The organism is Streptomyces scabiei 87.22 (assembly GCF_000091305.1).
Taxonomy (GTDB): Bacteria; Actinomycetota; Actinomycetes; order Streptomycetales; family Streptomycetaceae; genus Streptomyces; species Streptomyces scabiei.
The window spans coordinates 3412957-3426997 of record NC_013929.1 but is presented as its reverse complement, the minus strand read 5'-3'; the positions used below and the strand labels follow the sequence as shown (position 1 = coordinate 3426997).

Genomic DNA, 14041 nt, shown 5'->3' with positions numbered 1-14041 from the left:
GGCACTGCGCGCTGCGGCTCGGGGGCGGGAGAAGCGCACTCGCTGTGCGCGCCGCCAAGCTCAGGCTATTTGCTGGGTGGGATGTCAGGCGGATGCCTGACGGGCCCGGTTGCGGGCGGCGCGGCGCTTCATGGCGCGGCGCTCGTCCTCGCTGAGACCACCCCAGACGCCGGAGTCCTGGCCGGACTCAAGCGCCCACTGCAGACACTGCTCGATAACCGGGCAGCGACGGCAGACAGCCTTGGCTTCCTCGATCTGCAGCAGCGCAGGACCGGTGTTGCCGATGGGGAAGAAGAGCTCGGGGTCTTCCTCGCGGCAAACGGCGTTGTGACGCCAGTCCATGGCTGCTACCTCTCCTTGGTATTACTTGCACGTTGCTTGTGAATGTGAACGCTTTCACGAATCCCTCAACAAGTGAAGGGCCGATCACCAGACGGACTGGTGTGGTCCTGTGGATTGAGGAGGGGTTCTGGCGCTTGCGTGAGCCGGTGTTGCGGGCTGTCCCGAGCGCCACGTAGAGACTCGCAAACCTCAGCGGCGGATACAACCCCTTCCGGAAAGTTTTTTTTGATTCCTCGGTGTCGACTGTGTCACAGCCGTACTTCCATGGGGTGGACCCTGGCCTAAACGTTCGAGTGGAAGGACTTTTGCCCGTTCCGCTCACACAATCACACGCAGTGCACGGCGTACGCCTGTGAACGTCACGCTCGTCCGCAGTCCGAGGTGGTCGCCGTCCATCTGGAGGGGGAGGGGGACCTTCGAATGCAAGGTGAAGTCGGTCAGATCGTGCAGGGTGGTGGCGTGCTTCCCACGGGGTCCGCGCTCGGGGGACGAAGTGAGCAATTGTGTGCCATATCGGGCCAGCGCGGGCGTCGACATGCGGCTCAGACCGAGCACGTCGAGGCCCTTATCGAACGAGGCCTTAGGCGACGCGTACACCGGGCGATTACCCAGAAACGTCCACGGGGACGTGTTGCAGACTATGGACAGCACAAGATCCGAAATCGGATCCCGGCCCGGCCGCTCCACGGAGATCGTGCCGAGTCTGCGATGCGGCTCTTCCAGGAACTGCCGAAATGCCTGGCGCAGGTAAAGGGCGTGTGTGGATTTCCGTCCGCGTTCTCGTTGTTGCTCGACCCGGCCGATCACACCCGCGTCGAATCCGAAGCCGGCGCAGAAGGTGAACCAGCGCGACGGCACCGCCTCGTCCTCCGTGCCCGGGGTGCCCGAGGCCTGACCCAGGCCGACCGTGCGCTCCCGGCTCTCGCGCAGGGCGTCGAGCAGGACGCCGGTCGCCTCCACGGCGTCGTTGGGCAGCCCCAGCGCCCGGGCGAAGACGTTGGTGGATCCGCCGGGGACCACGGCGAGACGGGGGAGGCGGTCGGGATCCGGGCCGTGGTGCAACAGTCCGTTGACGACCTCGTTGACCGTGCCGTCACCGCCGAGCGCGACGACCAGTTCGATGTCGCCCTTGCCCTCCGCGGCCTGCCGGGCGAGGTCCCGTGCGTGGCCCCGGTACTCGGTGGTGACCGCCTCCAGCTTCATCTCGCTGGCGAGGGCGTGGATCAGGACATCGCGCGTACGTGCGCTTGTGGTGGTTGCCGCCGGATTGACCACGAGAAGTGCACGCATGGGTTGCAGCGTACCTACTGGGTGGTACCCGGCCCATACCGAGGTGCGGATCAAGGGGGAGATCAGGTAGTGACGATGAGCACGTGGGGGCGCGTGGCGGGGGCAGGGCTACCCTTCACGGGTGAGCCCTGAGCAGACCTCCACGCCGGACACCTCCGACGCCGAGCCCCGTCCCGGACGGCTGACCGCCGCGGCGGCACTGGCCGGGCTGGAGGGGGTGGCCCTGCTGGCCGGCGGCGGGGCGATGCTGGTGCTGGGCCTCGGCGGCGACTCCGACGACGTCGGCACCGGCGTCACCGGAGGGATCACCCTCGTCGTGCTGGCCCTGCTGCCGCTGATCGCCGCCCGCGGGCTGCTGCTGCGCCGGAGCTGGAGCCGGGGCCCCGCCGTCATCACCCAGATCATGGCGCTGCCGGTGGCCTACAACCTGCTGCGCGCCGACAGCGTGGCGATCTGGGCCGGCATCGTCCTGGCCGTGGTCGCCGTCACGGCGCTGGTCCTGCTGGTCAATCCCGCGACGACCCAGGCCCTGGGGATCCAGGGGCCGGGCCGGCCGGAGGAGACGAAGCGCTGACGCGCGGCGGGGGTGCGGGCCGCCGGCTACTCCTCCACGAGCAGCTTCTCCCGGAGCTGCGCCAGCGTCCTCGCCAGCAGGCGTGAGACGTGCATCTGCGAGATGCCGACCTCCTGGGCGATCTGCGACTGGGTCATGTTGCCGAAGAACCTCAGCAGCAGGATGCGCTTCTCCCGGGGCGGGAGGTCCTCCAGGAGAGGCTTGAGGGACTCCCGGTACTCGACACCTTCGAGTGCCTCGTCCTCGGCGCCGAGGGTGTCCGCGACGGCCGGGGACTCGTCGTCGGTGTCGGGGACGTCCAGGGACAGCGTGGAGTACGCGTTGGCCGACTCCAGGCCCTCCAGGACCTCCTCCTCCGAGATGGCCAGTTTCTCGGCCAGCTCGTGCACCGTCGGCGAGCGGCCGTGCTGCTGGGACAGCTCGGCCGTGGCCGTGGTCAGCGCGAGGCGCAGTTCCTGCAGCCGGCGCGGCACCCGCACCGCCCAGCCCTTGTCACGGAAGTGCCGCTTGATCTCGCCGACGACCGTCGGGGTGGCGTAGGTGGAGAACTCCACGCCGCGGTCCGGGTCGAAGCGGTCCACCGACTTGATCAGTCCGATGGTGGCGACCTGCGTCAGGTCGTCCAGCGGCTCCCCGCGATTGCGGAAGCGGCGTGCGAGGTGCTCCACGAGCGGCAGATGCATCCGGACCAGCCGGTTGCGCAGCTCCGCGTACTCGACACTGCCGTCCGGCAGGGCGCGCAGCTCGATGAACAGGGCTCGCGCCCCGCTGCGGTCCTGTGGGTGGTGCTGGGTGCTGCGCACGGTCTGCGCGTTCTGCGCGGCCGCCTCGTCGTGTCGCTCGTGCTCGCTCATAGTCCCGCCCGCCGTCACCGTTCCCCCGGCTCCCGACCGTGATCGAGTGGGGGAGGCCCCAGTCCGCCCTCGCGAGGACGTGGTGATCCGCGGGACACCTTCCGGATCCCGCTGCCCGTCGGAGGGCGCCTCGCGCTCCTCGCCGCCGGCCGGCACCGTCCACCGAGACGCGCCGGCCGCCGCCGAGGACTCGTCCTCCGGGTGCGGTCTGGCCTGCTCGGGGATGCCGTCGACGCCGTCCGCGAGATGCGCCGGCCCGCCGCGGCCGCCGTCGTCCTCCGCGGGAAGTTCCCGTGTGCCGCGTTCTTCGTCCCGCACCGGCCCGTCCCCGTCCCTCACGCCGGCCCGGGTCCCGCGCCGCGCTGTTTGTAGAGGCTGATCGAAACGGTTTTGTCGTCGGCCACCGCGGAGGAGACCTTGCCCGCCAGGGCCGACAGCACGGTCCAGGCGAAGGTGTCGCGCGCGGGGGCGTGACCGTCCGTGGTGGGGGCCGAGACCGTGACCTCCAGTGAATCGTCGACCAGACGGAAGACACAGCTGAGCACCGAGCCGGGCACGGCCTGCTGAAGCAGGATCGCGCAGGCCTCGTCGACCGCGATGCGCAAATCCTCGATCTCGTCGAGGGTGAAGTCCAAACGGGCCGCGAGGCCGGCCGTCGCCGTACGCAGCACCGACAGGTAGGCACCCGCGGCCGGCAGCCGGACTTCCACGAAGTCCTGGATCCCGGGCTCGCCTGCGATCTGGGACACCCTCACCTCCAAGGTGGTACAAGCTTTTACGGGGGCCGAGGGTCGCCCCCCGGGGTAACGCGCTACGTGGTTCAGCGGTGACGCTATCGCGCTACCGAGCGCCGTGTCCTCGGGGTCCGGGGGACCCCACCCCCTGCTGTCACTCATAGTAAGCCTATGAATACGCTCGGTGGCTAGAGGTCTGCGGGCCTCAAATAGGAAGAGCGCGCGCCGGATTGACGTACCCAGGCGCCGGACTGCCGAACCGTGTCACACGAGTACGTCGACGTGTCACGGGGTGACATGGTTCCGTCGTGCGACAGCTCCGCTGCGATGGTCATACCGGCACAGGTTCCGTCATACGAGTACATGGTCGACGAAGCACCAGCGCCAGGTCTCGCCCGCCTCGAACGTACGCATGATGGGATGGCCGCTCTCCTTGTGGTGCGCGGTCGCGTGCCTCATCGGGGACGAGTCGCAGCAGCCCACGTGCCCGCACTCCAGGCACATCCGCAACTGCACCGGATGACTGCCGGCGGCCAGGCACTCCGGGCAGGTGTCGCTCAGGGGATCGGGCTCGGGGTGCGGCAGCGCGTCCGTGTGCGTGCACTGTTTCATGATTGCCAGGTTACGACGGGTGCGCGGAACGCCGCGCGGAAAACGAAGGCGGCGGAAGCGATGCACTTCTTGCCCTTGCTGTTGCTGGTCGCCGGGAGCGCGACGGTCGCCGGTGCCGCCCGGCGTACGCCGGTGCCCGCCCCGCTGCTGCTGGTCGCGGCGGGGCTCGCGGTGTCGTACCTGCCCGGAGTGCCGCACTACGAACTCGACCCCGAGATCGTCCTGCCGCTGATCCTGCCCCCGCTGCTGTACACGGCCGCCAGCGACAGCTCGTACCTCGACCTGCGCGCCCAACTGCGACCCGTGGCGCTGCTGTCGGTCGGCTACGTGCTCTTCGCGACCCTCGCGGTCGGCTGGGCGGCCTACCAGATCGTGCCGGGGATGCCGCTGACCGCGGCCCTGGTGCTCGGCGCGGTGGTCGCACCGCCGGACGCGGTCGCGGCGACGGCGGTCGCCCGGCGGGTGGGCCTGCCCTCGCGGATCACCACGATCCTGCAGGGCGAGTCCCTGGTGAACGACGCCACCGCGATCACCGCCTACCGGGTGGCCCTCGCGGCCACCGTCGGCGAGGGCGCGAGCTGGTCGGGCGGGACGGTCGACTTCCTGGTGGCGGCCGTCGGCGGCGTCGCGGTGGGCCTGCTGCTGATGGTGCCGATCCACTGGCTGCGCACCCACCTGAAGGAGGCGCTGCTCCAGAACACCCTCTCCCTGCTGATCCCGTTCGTGGCCTACGGGCTCGCCGAGTGGGTGCACGCCTCCGGGGTGCTCGCCGTGGTCGTCGTCGGCCTGTACCTCGGCTACCGCAACTGGCAGGTCGACTTCGCCACCCGCCTCCAGGAGGAGGCCGTCTGGAAGATGGTCGCCTTCCTGCTGGAGTCCGCCGTGTTCGCCCTCATCGGCCTGCAGCTCCCGGTCGTCCTCGGAGGGCTGGGCGAGTACGAGGGCGTCCGCGCCTCCTGGTACGCCGTGGCCGTCTTCCTGGCCGTCGTCGCGTCCCGGTTCGTGTGGGTGTATCCGGCCACCTTCCTGCCGCGCATGCTGTCGCCGCGCATCCGCGAACGGGAGGAGAACCCCACCTGGAAAGGCCCCTTCGTCATCGCCTGGGCCGGCATGCGGGGCGTCGTCTCGCTGGCCATCGCCTTCTCCATCCCGCTCACGGTGAACGGCGGCGACGCCTTCCCCGAACGGAACCTGATCCTCTTCCTGACCTTCACGACGGTCATCGGGACGCTCGTCGTCCAGGGGCTGACCCTCCCGCCGCTCATCCGTGTGCTGAAGCTGCCGGGGCGCGACCAGCAGGCCGAGACGCTGGCCGAGGCCAACGCCCAGGCCCAGGCGTCCCGCGCCGCCGAGGCCCGCCTCGACGAACTCCTCGCGGACGAGCGCAACGGGCTGCCGCCCCCGCTCGTCGACCGCCTCCACACGGTCCTGGAACGGCGCCGCAACGCCGTCTGGGAACGGCTCGGCGCGGTGAACCCGGTGACCGGGGAGAGCGTCGACGACACCTACAGCCGTCTCTCGCGCGAGATGATCGGCGCCGAGCGCGAGGTCTTCGTGAAGCTGCGGGACGGCCGCTACATCGACGACGAGATGCTGCGCACCCTGCTGCGCAGGCTGGACCTGGAGGAGGCGGCGGTCTACCGGGAGGCGTCCTGAGACGGCTCCGGGTCACTACGGCCGGGGCGCGTGTTCCTCGAAGGGGCGTCCGGTGATCACGGCGGCGACCCTCGTCCCGGGCGCGAAGGCACCTTCCGCCGCCATGGCGACAAGTCCGTAGAGCACCTTGGCGACATAGAGACGCTCCACGGCCAGGGAGTGGCGGGCCTCGAAGTCGAGGGCGAAGGCGTCCAGTTCGGGCGTGGTGCGCGCGTAGCCGCCGAAGTGGAAGCGGTCGTCGAGGCTCCAGTCGCCGCGCGGGCCGCCGAAGGCCCGGTCCTGCAGCCGTCGTATCTCCTCTTCGAGGAAGCCTCCCTTGAGCACGGGAATCCCGAGGGCGCGCTGGTCGGGGGCCAGGCCGGCGGCCAGTCCCGCGAGGGTGCCGCCGGTGCCGCAGGCGATGGCCACGACCTCGGCCCGGCCGCGCAGTTCCGCCCCGAGGTCCTGGCAGCCGCGCACCGCGAGGCTGTTGCTGCCGCCCTCGGGGACGACGTACGCGTCCTCGGCGCCGACGGCGCGCAGGAGGGCGGCCAGCGCGGCCGGGTCGGACTTGTGGCGATACGTCGATCTGTCGACGAAGTGCAGCCGCATGCCGTCCGCCGCGCAGCGTGCCAGGGACGGGTTGAGCGGGCGGTCGGCCAGCTCCTGACCGCGGACCACACCGACGGTGGACAGGCCCAGGAGGTGTCCCGCGGCGGCGGTGGCGCGCAGGTGGTTCGAGTAGGCGCCGCCGAAGGTGAGCAGCGGCCGGCCGGCCGCGGCGCGCAGGCTGGGGACCAGCTTGCGCCACTTGTTGCCGACGAGCCGCGGGTGGATCAGGTCGTCCCGCTTGAGCAGCAGCCGGACGCCGTGGCGGGCGAGGCGCTCGTCCGTGACCTCCTGGAGGGGGGAGGGCAGCCGGGGTTCCAGGACGGCGGCGGGGTCGGGGGCGGAAGGCTGGCCGGTCACGTGTCCATTGTCGGACACGTGACCGGGGGGTGTGCGGTCGCCCGTGCTCGCGTCACCCGCGCTCGCGCCGTCGCGCCGAGGGGTGCGGCTACGCCAGGCGGTCCCGGACCCGTTTTCTCATGGCGGCCATGGTGAAGCCCCGGGGGTCGACCTTGCCGGGCTGCCATTCGAGGTGGCCGATGACGGACCGCTGGTTCCAGCCGTGGTGGCGGCAGATCGCGGCGGAGACGCGTTCGATGGCGTCCAGCTGGACCTCGGGCCAGAGGTCCTGGCCGTCGCCCAGGTTCTCGCACTCGAAGCCGTAGAAATGGCGGTTGCCGTCGGTGTTGGACTCGTTGTCCGGGGGGAGCGACTTCTCGGCGATCACGGCCCGCAGCACGTCGTCGTCGCCGAGACCGGCGTGGTTGGCGCGGCCGTAGCCGACGAGATGGACGCGGCCGTCCTTGGTGATGACGCCGTGGCACAGCGGGCCGGGCAGGCCCGAGTAGCCGTTGCGGCAGATGCGTACGGTGCGCTCGCTGCCGGAGGTGACGGTGTGGTGGATCATCACGCCGTGGACGGGCCCCCAGGGGCCCACATGGTTGCGGTTGTGATGCTCCCAGTCGCCGACCTCGACGACCCGGAGGCCCTCGTTCTTGAGGACGGAGAGAAACCTGCCCGCGGACATGGGTGGGGCCATGGCCGACTCCTTCGTGCCGTGCGACGGCCGCTGGTCGTGGCCGCCTCGTACGCAGGCTTGTACCCGCGACGCGCGGCGCGTGCGAGTCGTCGGCGGGGCGTGCGGGTGGATCCGGTCAGATTCACGGGGAGCTCGGACTGGTGCGCGAGCGAGGAGACAAAGGTGACGGATGTGCCCAGTTCTCCTAAGATCCATTCCCGCTCTTTCGGGTAATAGCACCAACACGCTCCGTGATGCGAGGCTGGTCGCGAGATCGGTGACCGCGAGATCAGTGCACACCCGGAGGGGAAATCCGTATGTCGGTAGGCGAAGAGGTCCGCCCGCAGCAGGACAAGCCGCAGCAGAGTCTCGGCACGGCCGCTGCCCGGAACCTGGCCACCACCACGAAGTCCACACCCCAGATGCAGGAGATCAGCTCGCGCTGGCTGCTGCGCACCCTTCCCTGGGTGAACGTGCAGGGTGGCACGTACCGGGTGAACAGGCGGCTCACCTACGCGGTCGGGGACGGTCGCGTCACCTTCGTGAAGACCGGCGACCGGGTCGCCGTCATCCCCGCGGAGCTGGGCGAGCTGCCGGCCCTGCGGACCTACGAGGACATCGACGTGCTCGGCGAGCTGGCCCAGCGGTGCGAGCAGCGGGAGTTCGGGCCCGGTGACGTCCTGGCCGAGTTCGGCAGCCAGGCGGAGGAGGTGTTCCTCCTCGCCCACGGCAAGGTCGAGAAGATCGGCACGGGTCCCTACGGCGACGACGCGGTCCTCGGCGTGCTGGCCGACGGCGCCTACTTCGGCGAACAGGCACTGATCGACCCCGAGGCCATCTGGGAGTACACGGCCCGCGCGGTCACCGCGTGCACGGTGCTCGTCCTGCCGCGGCGCGCCGTCGAGCAGCTCGCGGAGCGGGCCGAGAGCCTGAGCGAGCACCTCCAGGAGCTGCGCGCGATCCCGTCGCAGCGCACCAACAAGTACGGCGAGAAGGAGATCGACCTCGCCGCCGGCCACAGCGGTGAGCCGGACATCCCGCACACCTTCGTCGACTACGAGGCCGCGCCGCGCGAGTACGAACTCAGCGTGGCCCAGACCGTCCTGCGCATCCACACGCGCGTGGCCGACCTCTACAACCAGCCGATGAACCAGACCGAGCAGCAGATCCGGCTGACGGTCGAGGCGTTGAAGGAGCGCCAGGAGCACGAGCTCGTCAACAACCGCGAGTTCGGCCTCCTGCACAACTGCGAGTACGACCAGCGGCTGCAGCCGCACGACGGGGTGCCCAGCCCGGACGACCTGGACGAACTGCTCTCCCGCCGCCGGGGCACCAAGATGCTCCTCGCCCACCCGCGCGCGATCTCCGCGTTCGGCCGCGAGCTGAACAAGCGAGGACTGGTCCCCGAGACCGTCGACATCGCCGGGAACCGCATTCCCACCTGGCGCGGGGTGCCCATCTACCCGTGCAACAAGATCCCGGTGACCGAGGCCCGGACCACGTCGATCATCGCCCTGCGTACCGGCGAGGACGACCAGGGCGTCATCGGTCTGCGGGCCGCGAGCATCCCGGACGAGATCGAGCCCAGCCTGTCCGTGCGGTTCATGGGCATCAACGAACAGGCGATCATCAAGTACCTCGTGACGGCCTACTACTCGGCCGCGGTCCTGGTCCCCGACGCGCTCGGCGTTCTGGAGAACGTCGAGATCGGCCGCTGGCGGTGACCCTGGCGGACCGGATGCCGTGCGCCCGCCCGTCGGGGCGGGTGCACGCCGGAAGCGCCCGCCCCTCGGGGCGACCCCATGGGTGAGTTGCCGGCGGGGGACGGGGAGCGGGCGGCCGGGGCGCAGGCGATCGGCGCCCTGAGCGTGGCCGGGCTCCTGCGGCCCACGGGGGGCCGGGGCCGGAAGCGGAGGGGCGTCCTGGAGCAGGAGGGGAGCGGGGAGCCGGCGGGCACCGTGCCTCCCGGCGGAGACCGGGACGCGGAGGGCCGGACGGACCGGGGGAGTCCGTCGGGCGGACGGGAGGCGGCGGAGATCCTGGAGCAGGCCCGGGTGTCCGTCGACCCCGAACTGCGCCGCGCCGTGGGGTCCTTGCCCCGCTCGATGCGCCGGGTCGCGCGCTACCACTTCGGCTGGGAGGACGCGGACGGCACCCCGGCCGCCGGGAACGCGGGCAAGGCGATACGCCCGGCGCTGGTGCTCGCCGCCGTGCACGCGCTCGGCGGGCGCGAATCCGTCGCCGTGCGGGCCGCCGCCGCGGTGGAACTGGTGCACAACTTCACCCTGCTGCACGACGACGTGATGGACCGGGACACCACGCGTCGGCACCGGGCCACCGCGTGGACCGTGTTCGGCGTGCCCGACGCGATCCTCGCCGGGGACGCGATGCAGGCGCTCGCCCAGCGACTGCTCGCCGAGGACCCGCATCCCGCGTCGGCCGCGGCCGCCGCGCGGCTCGCGTCCTGCGTCGTCGAACTCTGCGAGGGGCAGCACACGGACACCGAGCTGGAGGGACGTCCGCCGCTGGACGTCACCCTCGACGAGGTGCTCACCATGGCCGAGGCGAAGACCGGTGCGCTGCTCGGCTGCGCCTGCGCGATCGGCGCACTGTACGCGGGCGCGGCCGAGGAGGACGTCGAGGCTCTCGACGCGTTCGGGCGGGAGGCCGGGCTGGCCTTCCAGCTCATCGACGACGTGATCGGCATCTGGGGGGATCCGAGCCGTACCGGCAAGCCGGCCGGGGCGGACCTCATGGTCCGCAAGAAGTCCCTCCCGGTGGTCGCCGCGCTCGCCTCCGGCACTCCGGAGGCCACCGAACTCGCCGATCTTTACGGACTGCCGTACGCGCAGGGAGATCTGGAGCGCACCGCGCTGGCGGTGGAGCGGGCCGGCGGCCGTGAGTGGGCACAGGTCCAGGCCGCCGACCGGATGGCCCGGGCCGTCCGGGAACTGTCCCGGGCGGTCCCCGACCCGGAGTCGGCCGGCGGGCTCCTCGCACTGGCCGAGTTCGTGACGCGACGCAGCAGCTGAGGCGGGACCGGCGGCCGACGAGGGCCGACCGAGCACCCGTCCGAGGACCGGTCCGCGGGCCGGCTGATGCTCCGGAGGCGGCCGCGCCGCGCCGACCTGACCCGGCGTGGTGTCGGCGACGCCTTCGGACGACCGGCGGGTCCCGCACATCCCCACGGTGTGCGGGGCCCGCCGCGGCTGTGCCGCCTCCCGCGCGGATGGCCGGGCGCCGGTGGTCCGGGCATGCGGGGAGCGGGCCGGCCCGGTCGGCCCTACCCTGAGAACATGGGCATCGACGAGCAAGTCTGCCCGGTCTGCGGACAGCCTGTGGCCACGGTCGTACGGCGGCACAAGACGCTGGGCGCGTGGGTACCCGTATGGAGTCCGGGGCCGTGCAGGAATCACGAGTGTGCGGCGTACGTCGACGCGGCAGTCGAGGCCGAGGAGGCCGAGGAGGCCGCCACCGAGAAGCCCCGGGCGGGCGGGACGGGCGGGACCTCCGGGGTGCCCACCCAGGAGAGGGCCTGACGGGTCCGGCCGTCACCCCGTGCCGGGCCGCGCCGCGGGTTCCCCGACCCCGGCGGACACGGAGCCCGGTGGCAGTCCGCCCGTCTCCGGGGACCGGCCGGTCAGGCAGTACGTGCCGCCCGCCGGGTCGCGCATCACCGTCCAGTGCGGGTGCTCGGCCATGACGGTGGCGCCGAGCGTCTCGTGGCGGGTCCGGGTGGCGCCGATGTCGTCGCAGGCGAGGTCGAGGTGGGCGGAGGCGGGGCGGGGAGCGTCCAGGCGCTGGAGGAGGATGCGGAAGGGCAGGCCGTCCGGTGGCCGTACGACATGGAACTCCGGCCGGGAGCCCGGGCGGGACTCCCACCCCGACAGGGCCGTCCAGAACGCGACCTCCCCGTCGAACGCGGCCGGCGCCACGTCCAGGCACACCTGGTCCAGCCGGCTCCCGTCGACCACCGGCGGCCGTACCGACTCCCCGTGCCACGGCACCGCGCAGAAGAGGTGCCCGGCGGGGGAGCGCAGCACCGCCCAGCCGTCGTCCGGGGCGACCACCTCGGCGCCGAGCCGGACCGCCCGGTCGACCAGGGCGGGGACGTCCTCCACGGCCAGGTCCAGGTGAGCGCCGCCGTCGCCGGAGACGACCCCCTGTGCCTTGACGCACGCGTCGCCGGTCCCGGGCAGCAGGGTCACGAACTCACCCCGGTCGCCCCGGGGCTCGGACAGTCCGGTCGCCGTGACCGCCGTCCAGAAGGCGCACGCCCGCGCGAACGCTGCCGCCGGCCGGTCCACGAAGGCGTACGTCCACCGGATCGCCCCCGGCGCCGCGCCCGCCGCGTCCCCGCCCGGGCCGGTGTCCGCGCCGCCGCTGCCGTTCCCGTCCGCTCCGGCCACAGCACCACTCCTGTCGTACGGCCCGGCCCCTGCGGCCGGACGCGTCGTACGGTCTCCCGTCCCGTGTCCGCGCGCAACGAGGTTTCCCCTGTTCCGTCGCCGGCCGCCGCAGGCCTGCCGTCTACCCCCGGCGCTCCATGAACCGCAGCATGTTCCCCGCCGGGTCGCGGAAGGCGCAGTCGCGGACGCCGTACGGCTGGTCCATGGGTTCCTGGAGGACGTCGGCGCCGGTGGCCTCGACGCGGGCGTAGAGGGCGTCGCAGTCGGTGGTGGTGAAGTTGACGCCACGCAGGACGCCCTTGGCCAGCAGCGTGGCGATGGTCTCGCGGTCGGCGGGCGAGATGTCGGGGTCGGCGGCCGGGGGTTCCAGGACGATCTCGACATCCGGCTGGAGCGGGGACCCCACGGTGACCCAGCGCATGCCCTCGAAGCCCACGTCACCGCGGACCTCCATGCCCAGCACGTCCCGGTAGAAGGCGAGCGCCTTGTCGTGGTCGTCGACGGCGAGGAAGCACTGGGCGAGCCTCACCTCCGGGGCCGGGAGCCCGGGCGCGGCGGGTGCGACGTTCGGATCTTTCGTAGCCATGCCCTCACGCTAGGACGCTTCGCCCGGCTCCGCCGTGCGTATGCGATGCCGGGCCGGGCGGGTCAGGCGTCTCGCCACGCACGCGGGGACCGCCGCGCCCTCCTCGTGCGGACGCGCCCGGTAGGCGCTCGGTGTCTCGCCGACCAGTTCGGTGAAGCGCGAACTGAAGGAGCCCAGCGACGTACACCCCACGGCCATGCACACCTCGGTCACCGTCAGGTCGCCGCGCCGCAGCAACGCCTTGGCGCGCTCGATGCGGCGGGTCATGAGATAGCCGTACGGGGTCTCGCCGAAGGCCGCGCGGAAGCTGCGCTGGAAGTGCCCGGGGGACATCAGCGCGGTCCCGGCGAGCGCGGTCATGTCCAGCGGCTCGGCGTACTCACGGTCCATGCGGTCCCGCGCCCGCCGCAGCCGCACCAGATCGTCCCGGTTCATGAAGCCAGCATCGCACCGGCCACCGACAACGAGGCAGGCGCGGCCGTCACCCCTTGACCGCCGAGTTGGCCACCCCCTGGACGAACCATCGCTGGAAGAAGGCGAAGACGATCAGGACCGGGAGGACGAGCAGGACACCGAAGGCGAGGATCTGCCCCCAGTCCGGGGGCTGCTGGCCCTGGAAGACGCTCATCTCCAGGGGCAGCGGGCGTACCGAGGGGTCGGAGACCATCAGCACGGGCCACAGGAACGAACCCCACTGGGTGAGGAAGGTCAGGATCGCGACCGACGCGAACGCCGGCTTCGACATCGGGACGATGATCGCGAAGAAGGTCCGCCAGGGACCCGCGCCGTCCAGCCGGGCCGCCTCCTCGATGCTCGGCGGGATCGAGCGGAAGAACGTGTGGAACTGGTAGACCGAGAAGGCGTTCGCGACGAACGGGAGCGCCTGGACGAAGAGCGTGTTCCGCTGGTCGTTGAACAGGTAGAACAGCGGTACGGCCACCGACTCGAACGGCACCAGCATCAGCAGCAGGACGAGCGTGAAGACGGCCTCCCGGCCCCGCCAGCGCAGCCGCGACAGCCCGTACGCCGCCATCGAGTTGACGAAGAGGCCGCCGGTCACCACCACGAACGCCAGCAGCAGCGAGACGCCCATGAACTGCCAGAAGTAGCCGGTGCTGTCGGAGTTCAGGCTGTCCAGGACGGCGGCGTAGTTGTCGAAGGACAGATGGGTGGGGAGGAAGCCGGACAGGCCGTCCAGGACCTCGTCGGACGGCTTGAGGCTGCCGAGGAGGAGGTAGAGCACCGGCAGCGTGAAGACGAAGGCCAGCACGGAGAGGACGGTGTAGTCGAGGAACCGGCGCAGCCGGGTGCGGGACGCGCCGGCACCCGGGCGCGTGCCCGTCGGCGGACGCATGCGCGTGCTCATGGTCGTGCTCAT

The 14041-nt window shown here is 71.5% G+C and carries 16 protein-coding genes; 5 read left to right on the top strand and 11 right to left on the bottom strand.

What is annotated here, in order from left to right; translation table 11 throughout:
* Positions 1 to 84 precede the first annotated feature (84 nt).
* Both SCAB_RS14305 and SCAB_RS14300 read right to left on the bottom strand, forming a co-directional pair.
* The gene (locus SCAB_RS14305; RefSeq protein WP_003992873.1) at positions 85 to 342 is read right to left on the bottom strand and encodes a WhiB family transcriptional regulator; all 258 of its coding nucleotides are present in this window, start codon (positions 340 to 342) and stop codon (positions 85 to 87) included.
* Between the two features lie 318 nt (positions 343 to 660).
* On the bottom strand, positions 661 to 1632 hold the full coding sequence (locus SCAB_RS14300) for a diacylglycerol/lipid kinase family protein (RefSeq protein WP_013000793.1): 972 nt from the start codon (positions 1630 to 1632) through the stop codon (positions 661 to 663).
* A 121-nt stretch (positions 1633 to 1753) separates the two neighbouring features.
* Between SCAB_RS14300 and SCAB_RS14295 the strand changes: the two genes are divergently transcribed.
* Positions 1754 to 2206 carry a hypothetical protein gene (locus SCAB_RS14295; RefSeq protein ID WP_013000792.1) on the top strand — a complete coding sequence of 151 codons (453 nt, stop codon included), beginning with the start codon at positions 1754 to 1756 and terminating at the stop codon, positions 2204 to 2206.
* 26 nt (positions 2207 to 2232) lie between these two features.
* Here the strand turns inward: SCAB_RS14295 and SCAB_RS14290 are convergent, their stop codons facing one another.
* The 3 genes from SCAB_RS14290 to SCAB_RS14280 form a co-directional block, all read right to left on the bottom strand.
* Positions 2233 to 3399 (bottom strand): RNA polymerase sigma factor SigF, encoded by a 1167-nt coding sequence (locus tag SCAB_RS14290; RefSeq protein ID WP_013000791.1) that lies wholly within the window; start codon positions 3397 to 3399, stop codon positions 2233 to 2235.
* Positions 3396 to 3809, bottom strand: a complete 414-nt coding sequence (locus SCAB_RS14285) for an ATP-binding protein (RefSeq protein ID WP_005480408.1) — start codon at positions 3807 to 3809, stop codon at positions 3396 to 3398. Before SCAB_RS14285 ends, SCAB_RS14290 begins: the two co-directional genes overlap by 4 nt.
* A gap of 336 nt (positions 3810 to 4145) precedes the next feature.
* Positions 4146 to 4406, bottom strand: a complete 261-nt coding sequence (locus tag SCAB_RS14280; protein WP_013000789.1) for a UBP-type zinc finger domain-containing protein — start codon at positions 4404 to 4406, stop codon at positions 4146 to 4148.
* Between the two features lie 60 nt (positions 4407 to 4466).
* Between SCAB_RS14280 and SCAB_RS14275 the strand changes: the two genes are divergently transcribed.
* Entirely contained in the window at positions 4467 to 6062 is a 1596-nt protein-coding gene (locus SCAB_RS14275; protein ID WP_013000788.1) for a Na+/H+ antiporter, read from the top strand.
* Positions 6063 to 6077: 15 nt separating this feature from the next.
* Here the strand turns inward: SCAB_RS14275 and SCAB_RS14270 are convergent, their stop codons facing one another.
* Together SCAB_RS14270 and SCAB_RS14265 are read right to left on the bottom strand one after the other, a co-directional pair.
* Positions 6078 to 7010 (bottom strand): 1-aminocyclopropane-1-carboxylate deaminase/D-cysteine desulfhydrase, encoded by a 933-nt coding sequence (locus tag SCAB_RS14270; protein WP_013000787.1) that lies wholly within the window; start codon positions 7008 to 7010, stop codon positions 6078 to 6080.
* An 88-nt stretch (positions 7011 to 7098) separates the two neighbouring features.
* On the bottom strand, positions 7099 to 7689 hold the full coding sequence (locus SCAB_RS14265; protein WP_013000786.1) for a peptidoglycan recognition protein family protein: 591 nt from the start codon (positions 7687 to 7689) through the stop codon (positions 7099 to 7101).
* A 296-nt stretch (positions 7690 to 7985) separates the two neighbouring features.
* Between SCAB_RS14265 and SCAB_RS14260 the strand changes: the two genes are divergently transcribed.
* The 3 genes from SCAB_RS14260 (at position 7986) to SCAB_RS14250 (ending at position 11207) form a co-directional block, all read left to right on the top strand.
* A complete protein-coding gene (locus tag SCAB_RS14260; RefSeq protein ID WP_013000785.1) occupies positions 7986 to 9392 on the top strand; it encodes a family 2B encapsulin nanocompartment shell protein in 1407 nt (468 codons plus the stop codon).
* Between the two features lie 78 nt (positions 9393 to 9470).
* Positions 9471 to 10700, top strand: coding sequence for a family 2 encapsulin nanocompartment cargo protein polyprenyl transferase (locus SCAB_RS14255; protein WP_013000784.1), 1230 nt, complete (start codon positions 9471 to 9473; stop codon positions 10698 to 10700).
* Between the two features lie 264 nt (positions 10701 to 10964).
* Positions 10965 to 11207: a hypothetical protein gene (locus tag SCAB_RS14250; RefSeq protein WP_013000783.1), complete on the top strand. Its 243-nt coding sequence runs from the start codon at positions 10965 to 10967 to the stop codon at positions 11205 to 11207.
* A 12-nt stretch (positions 11208 to 11219) separates the two neighbouring features.
* Here the strand turns inward: SCAB_RS14250 and SCAB_RS14245 are convergent, their stop codons facing one another.
* The 4 genes from SCAB_RS14245 to SCAB_RS14230 all read right to left on the bottom strand — a co-directional run bounded on the left by SCAB_RS14245 (position 11220) and on the right by SCAB_RS14230 (position 14041).
* Positions 11220 to 12077, bottom strand: a complete 858-nt coding sequence (locus tag SCAB_RS14245) for a VOC family protein (RefSeq protein ID WP_013000782.1) — start codon at positions 12075 to 12077, stop codon at positions 11220 to 11222.
* A gap of 121 nt (positions 12078 to 12198) precedes the next feature.
* A complete protein-coding gene (locus SCAB_RS14240; protein ID WP_013000781.1) occupies positions 12199 to 12663 on the bottom strand; it encodes a VOC family protein in 465 nt (154 codons plus the stop codon).
* A 9-nt stretch (positions 12664 to 12672) separates the two neighbouring features.
* Positions 12673 to 13098 (bottom strand): helix-turn-helix transcriptional regulator, encoded by a 426-nt coding sequence (locus SCAB_RS14235; RefSeq protein ID WP_037728526.1) that lies wholly within the window; start codon positions 13096 to 13098, stop codon positions 12673 to 12675.
* A 46-nt stretch (positions 13099 to 13144) separates the two neighbouring features.
* A complete protein-coding gene (locus tag SCAB_RS14230; RefSeq protein ID WP_013000779.1) occupies positions 13145 to 14041 on the bottom strand; it encodes a carbohydrate ABC transporter permease in 897 nt (298 codons plus the stop codon).